The sequence below is a fragment of the Streptomyces phytophilus genome (assembly GCF_013870535.1).
GTDB lineage: Bacteria > Actinomycetota > Actinomycetes > Streptomycetales > Streptomycetaceae > Streptomyces > Streptomyces phytophilus.
Genome location: NZ_JACBXC010000330.1, coordinates 1 through 5,422 on the forward strand (window position 1 = coordinate 1; position 5,422 = coordinate 5,422).

A 5,422-nucleotide genomic window follows, 5' to 3' on the forward strand; every position below is an offset into this window, starting at 1 on the left:
CCTCGGCGCTCAGCCGCACGGCGTGCACGAACGACACCGCGGCCAGCGCCCCCAGCGCCACCGCCAGGCGCGCCCGCAGCCCGAAGCGGGCCGGACGGCCCCCGCGGCGTACCGCCCGGAACGTCCACAGCACGGCCAGCACCAGCAGCGGCCACGCCAGGTAGAACTGCTCCTCCACGGCCAGCGACCAGTAGTGCTGCAGCGGGCTGGCCTCGGCGTCCGCCGCCGAGTAGTCGACCGCCCGGCCGGCCTGCTGCCAGTTCGTCAGGTACAGCGCCGCGCCCGCCGCGTCGGCCGCGACGTTGCGGCGCTCCAGCGGGGGCATCCACTGCCATGCCGCCAGGCACACGGCGAGCACCACGACGGCCGCCGCGGGCAGCAGCCGGCGCGCCCGGCGGCCGTAGAAGCGCAGCAGCGAGACCTTGCCGTGCCGCTCCGCCTCGCGCAGCAGGAGGCCGGTGATGAGGAACCCGGAGACGACGAAGAAGACGTCCACGCCGACGTATCCGCCGGGGAGCCAGGGGACGCCCGCGTGGTAGAGCAGGACGAGACCGAGCGCCACCGCCCGGAGCCCCTCCACGTCGGGGCGGAACGCCGGGCGGCGCCGCTCGTCTCGCTCGTCCTGGCGAGCGCCCTCCTGCCGTGCAGGCTTCTGCTGCTCCCGCTCGATACGCATCACAATTGCGTATCATCCCCATCGCGGAACGGCCAAGCCGGGGTGGGGAAACCGGCGGGGATCAGGCAGGGATCAGGCAGTGAGCGGGTAGGGATCAGGCGGGAATCGCACGCAGGTCACAGATTGCCACGTTTGTCCTGTTCGCGCTCGATGGCCTCGAACAGCGCCTTGAAGTTGCCCTTTCCGAAGCCCATCGAGCCGTGCCGCTCGATGATCTCGAAGAAGACCGTGGGCCGGTCCTGCACCGGCTTGGTGAAGATCTGCAGCAGGTAGCCGTCCTCGTCGCGGTCGGCGAGGATCTTCAACTCCCGCAGCTCGTCGATCGGTACGCGGGTGTCGCCGACCCACTCGCCGAGGGTGTCGTAGTACGTGTCCGGCACGCCGAGGAACGCGACGCCGGCCGCGCGCATGGTCCGTACCGTGCCGACGATGTCGTTGGTGGCCAGCGCGATGTGCTGCACGCCGGGGGAGTTGTAGAACTCCAGGTACTCGTCGATCTGCGACTTCTTCTTGCCCGGCGCCGGCTCGTTGATCGGGAACTTGACCTTCAGGGTGCCGTCCGCGACGACCTTCGACATGAGCGCGGAGTACTCGGTGGCGATGTCGTCGCCCACGAACTCCTTCATGTTGGTGAAGCCCATGACCTTGTTGTAGAAGGCCACCCACTCGTCCATCCGGCCGAGTTCGACGTTGCCCACGCAGTGGTCGACGGCCTGGAACGTCCGCCGCGCCGGCGGCGCGACCAGGGGCTCGGCGGCGGCGAAGCCCGGCAGGTACGGGCCGTCGTAGCCGGTGCGCTCGACGAGGGTGTGGCGGGTCTGGCCGTACGTCGCGATGGCGGCGAGCACCACGGTGCCGTGCTCGTCCTTCAGCTCGTACGGCTCCTGGAGGCCCGTGGCGCCCTGCGCGACGGCGTGCGCGTACGCGGCGCGGGCGTCGGGGACCTGGAGGGCGAGGTCGATCACGCCGTCGCCGTGCTCGGCGACGTGCGCGTCGAGGAACCGGCCGCGCTCGCCGGTGGCCTTGACGACGGAGGTGAAGACGAAACGGGCGGAGCCGTTCTCCAGGACGTAACTCGCCGTCTCGCGGCTGCCGTTCTCCGGTCCGGAGTACGCGACCAGCTTCATGCCGAACGCGGTGGAGTAGTAGTGGGCGGCCTGCTTGGCGTTGCCGACCGCGAACACCACGGCGTCCATCCCCTGCACCGGGAAGGGGTCGTCCTGCCGGATCTGCGGAGCGGGCTGATCAATGGTCTCGGTCATGCTCAAAAGGGTCTCTCCGGTTGGCAAGGTGTGCAATAGTTGCCGTAGTTGCTGGACACATTGACCGGTGGTACGCCGGGAGAGCCGGGCTTTCTGTACAAGCTGACCAACCAGGAGCGTGCGAGATGATCGATCAGCTCGACGGCCGGCTGCTGGAACTGCTCGCGAACGAGCCGCGCATAGGCGTGCTGGAGGCCAGCCGCCGCCTCGGCGTCGCCCGCGGCACCACGCAGGCCCGGCTCGACCGGCTGCGCTCCGGCGGCGTCATCCGCGGCTTCGGCCCGGACGTCGACCCGGCGGCCCTGGGCTACCCGGTGACCGCGTTCGCCACCCTGGAGATCAAGCAGGGCCAGGGCAACGACGTACGCAGCCACCTGGCGCGCGTGCCGGAGGTGCTGGAGCTGCACACGATCACGGGGCACGGCGACATGCTGTGCCGGCTGGTGGCGCGGTCGAACGCCGACCTGCAGCGGGTGATCGACCTCGTCGTGGGGTTCGACGGCATCGTGCGGGCGTCGACGGCGATCGTGATGGAGAACCCGGTGCCGCTGCGGATCGTGCCGCTCGTCCGGCAGGCCGCGGGCGGCCCGCCCGGCCCGGCTCCCGCGTCCGGTCCGCCCTCCTCGTCCGGGTCCCGCGGCGAGGGGCCTACGGACCGGCCGGCGCGGTGACCTTCGCCACGAAGTCCTCCAGGTTGCCCCACATGCGCGCGACGCGCTCGGCCTCGGTCAGCGACTCCTCCTGCGGCACGGTGCGCAGCTTCGGCTGCCGCTTGCCGCGCAGGTAGAGCGAGCAGGCCAGGTCGGCGCAGACGTACACGCCGACCGTGTTCCCCCGCCGCCCCCGCGCGCCCGCCAGCGGGGCGGCGAGCAGCCGCACGCCGGAGGCGGAGTGCGCGGTCAGGCAGAGCTGGCACATGCGGGAGCGCACGGCGCCGGCACGGCCCGCAGCCGGGACGCGCAGCGTGATCCCGAGCGGCCCGCCGGGGCGGGGCACGACGAGGTGGGCGCGCAGCGGCGCACCGGGGTCGACCCAGCCGAGGAAGTCGAGGTCCGCCCAGGGCAGCGCGGCGAAGTCGAGCGGCAGCTTGAGCCGGGCGGCATCGCCCTTGGTGCTGTTCACGAAGGACGCGCGGATCTGTTTCTCGCTGAGCGGTTCCACGCCAAACGACGTTACGGAGATCGCGTACGCGGCGCACGCGAATTCCGGCCGACGGCCGTGGCGCGCCGGTGCTCAGCTCCCGGAGGGCGTGCCGGCCCGCGCCCGCTCCGGTGCGCAGATGCGCACCAACTCCACCTTCGAGAACTGGTGCTGGCGGATCAGGCCGCGGGTGTCGCGGCCGTAGGAGCCGGCTTCCGAGCGGAAGCCGCGCCCGGCGAACTCCGGGCGGTACGGGGCCCGTACGCGCACCCGGCCGCGCCCCTTCCGTCAGCAGCCCGGTACGTCGCCGCCCGACTTCAGTGCCTTCAGCGACGCCACCGCGTCCGACAGCTTCTCGACCGGCACCAGCCGCAGCCCCTCCGGCAGCTCCGACTCCGCGTCGGAGCACTCCGCCTTCGGCACCAGGAACACCGTCGCCCCGTCGCGCTTCGCGCCCAGCGTCTTGAGCGCTACGCCGCCGACCGGCCCGACGGTGCCATCCCGCGCGATCGTGCCCGTACCGGCGATGACCTTGCCGCCGGTCAGGTCGTCGGGGCCGAGCTTGTCGACGATGCCCAGGGCGAAGAACAGCCCGGCGCTGGGGCCGCCGACGTCGGTGAGGCGCAGCTCCACGTCCACGCTGCCCGGCTTGCGGCCGAGGTGGTTCAAAGCGGCGGTGACGGCCGTGTTCTGCGACTCGCGCATCTGCTCCGCGTTGTACTCGCGGATCTCCTTGCGGGAGTCGCCCACGGGGTACACCGCGTCCTTGGGCATCACGGCCTCGTCGGTGGCGAACCAGCCGGAGGCGATGTCCGCCAGGCGCAGGTCGACCTCCGGTCCGGTCGCGGCGATCGTCGTCATCCGCAACTCACCGTCGGTGGCGTGCTGTTCGGCCCCGGAGACGGTGATGACGGGACTGCCCTGGTGGTCGCCGAGCACGTCGGCGGTCATCCCGGGCTTGGCGAGCGAGAACGGCAGCGGGGCGAACGCCGCGGCGGCGAGCAGCCCGGCCACGGGCGCGGCGCAGAGCGCGAGGGTCACACGACGAGGTGGCACGCCCCCAATCTACGGTGCCCCCGCCGGGCGGGCCGCACGGGAGGTACGGCCCGGACCGTACGGTCGGGGCCGGACACCCGCCGCGCGGGCGGCTAGCGCAGCGCCTGCGAGACCTCGCGGGCCGCCGAGACCACCCGGGGGCCCACCTCGCCCGGCACGATCTCGTGCAGCATCACCACGCCCACGCTGCCCTCTATCCCCGACACCCCCAGCAGCGGCGCCGCCGCCCCGCTCGCGCCCGCCTCCAGCTCGCCGTGGGTCAGGGCCAGCGCCAGCTCCGCGTCCGTCTCGCACGCGCTCGGGCCGAGGCCGCGGCCCTTGAGTATCGCCCGGCCCGCCGCGCCCTGGTCCAGGGCGTGCCGGAAGCCGGCGCGGTAGGCGACGTGGTAGTCCGTCCAGCTCGGTTCGACGACCGCGACGGCCAGCGCCTCGCTGCCGTCGACCAGCGTCAGGTGCGCCGTCGCGCCGACGTCCTCGGCGAGCGAGCGCAGCGCCGGCAGCGCCGCCTCCCGCACCAGGGGGTGCACCTGCCGGCCCAGCCGCAGCACCCCGAGCCCGACCCGCGCGCGGCCGCCGAGGTCGCGGCGGACGAGGGCGTGCTGTTCCAGGGTGGCGAGCAGGCGGTAGACGACGGTGCGGTTGACACCGAGCTTGTGCGACAGCTCGGTGACGGTCAGGCCGTGGTCGGTGTCGGCGAGCAGCTTCAGCACGCGGAGTCCACGGTCGAGGGTCTGGGAGGTCTCTGCGGGCACGCCGCCTCCTCAAGTGATGTGCGGCCCTTCCCGCGCCGGCGCACCCGTCCCTTGCAGCGCCCGCGCCTGGAGCCGCCGGAGCCGCAGGTGGCACCGGCTTGTGTCCGCGGCGGCTCTGCCGCGGATCTCGGAGCCCCGCCTCCGCCTGCTCGGCGGGGTGTGCGGAAACCTAGCGAGCGGCACCGCTCAGCGGAAGACCCCGTCCAGAATCCGGTCAGGATCTTCGCGGGCGGTCGCTTTCCGTGATCGTTGCGCGCGGCGCAATGCCCTCGAATGGCCGGATTAACCGCACATGAAAGAATCGTGCCATGACCGGCTCCGAAGTGAATCCCCCCGCCACCGGACCGCACCGCGTCGCCGTCCTCGTCAGGGACGGCGTGATGCCGTTCGAACTCGGCCTCGTCCACCAGATGTTCGGCTCCGCGCAGGCCGGGGGGCGGCGGCTGTACGAGGTCGTCACCTGCGCGCTGCGGCCGGGCCCGGTGCGTACCGACGCGGACTTCCCGGTGCTCGTGGAGCACGGCCCCGAGGCGCTG

At 72.7% G+C, this 5,422-nt stretch carries 7 protein-coding genes and 1 pseudogene; 2 read left to right on the forward strand and 6 right to left on the reverse strand.

Features of this window, described 5'->3' with window-relative positions; genetic code table 11:
- Both H5J30_RS16170 and hppD read right to left on the reverse strand, forming a co-directional pair.
- The coding region (locus tag H5J30_RS16170) for an acyltransferase family protein (RefSeq protein WP_181788132.1) at window positions 1-676 on the reverse strand (676 nt) is incomplete at its 3' end.
- A gap of 116 nt (window positions 677-792) precedes the next feature.
- Complete coding sequence (gene hppD, locus H5J30_RS16175; RefSeq protein ID WP_181788133.1) at window positions 793-1,938, reverse strand: 4-hydroxyphenylpyruvate dioxygenase; 1,146 nt, start codon at window positions 1,936-1,938, stop codon at window positions 793-795.
- Window positions 1,939-2,063: 125 nt separating this feature from the next.
- On the opposite strand from hppD, the gene H5J30_RS16180 reads away from it, so the two are divergent.
- Entirely contained in the window at window positions 2,064-2,609 is a 546-nt protein-coding gene (locus H5J30_RS16180; protein WP_181788134.1) for an Lrp/AsnC family transcriptional regulator, read from the forward strand.
- Here the strand turns inward: H5J30_RS16180 and H5J30_RS16185 are convergent.
- The 4 genes from H5J30_RS16185 to H5J30_RS16200 all read right to left on the reverse strand — a co-directional run bounded on the left by H5J30_RS16185 (window position 2,587) and on the right by H5J30_RS16200 (window position 4,886).
- On the reverse strand, window positions 2,587-3,099 hold the full coding sequence (locus tag H5J30_RS16185; protein ID WP_181788135.1) for an FBP domain-containing protein: 513 nt from the start codon (window positions 3,097-3,099) through the stop codon (window positions 2,587-2,589). The two genes, H5J30_RS16180 and H5J30_RS16185, sit on opposite strands and share 23 nt — an antisense overlap.
- 72 nt (window positions 3,100-3,171) lie before the next feature.
- Window positions 3,172-3,348 (reverse strand): hypothetical protein, encoded by a 177-nt coding sequence (locus H5J30_RS16190; RefSeq protein ID WP_181788138.1) that lies wholly within the window; start codon window positions 3,346-3,348, stop codon window positions 3,172-3,174.
- Window positions 3,349-3,366: 18 nt separating this feature from the next.
- A complete protein-coding gene (locus H5J30_RS16195; RefSeq protein WP_181788137.1) occupies window positions 3,367-4,119 on the reverse strand; it encodes a S16 family serine protease in 753 nt (250 codons plus the stop codon).
- 107 nt (window positions 4,120-4,226) lie between these two features.
- Window positions 4,227-4,886 (reverse strand): IclR family transcriptional regulator, encoded by a 660-nt coding sequence (locus H5J30_RS16200; protein WP_181788136.1) that lies wholly within the window; start codon window positions 4,884-4,886, stop codon window positions 4,227-4,229.
- A 308-nt stretch (window positions 4,887-5,194) separates the two neighbouring features.
- Here H5J30_RS16200 and H5J30_RS16205 point away from each other — a divergent pair.
- Window positions 5,195-5,422: pseudogene (locus H5J30_RS16205) on the forward strand (AraC family transcriptional regulator); the annotation flags it as partial.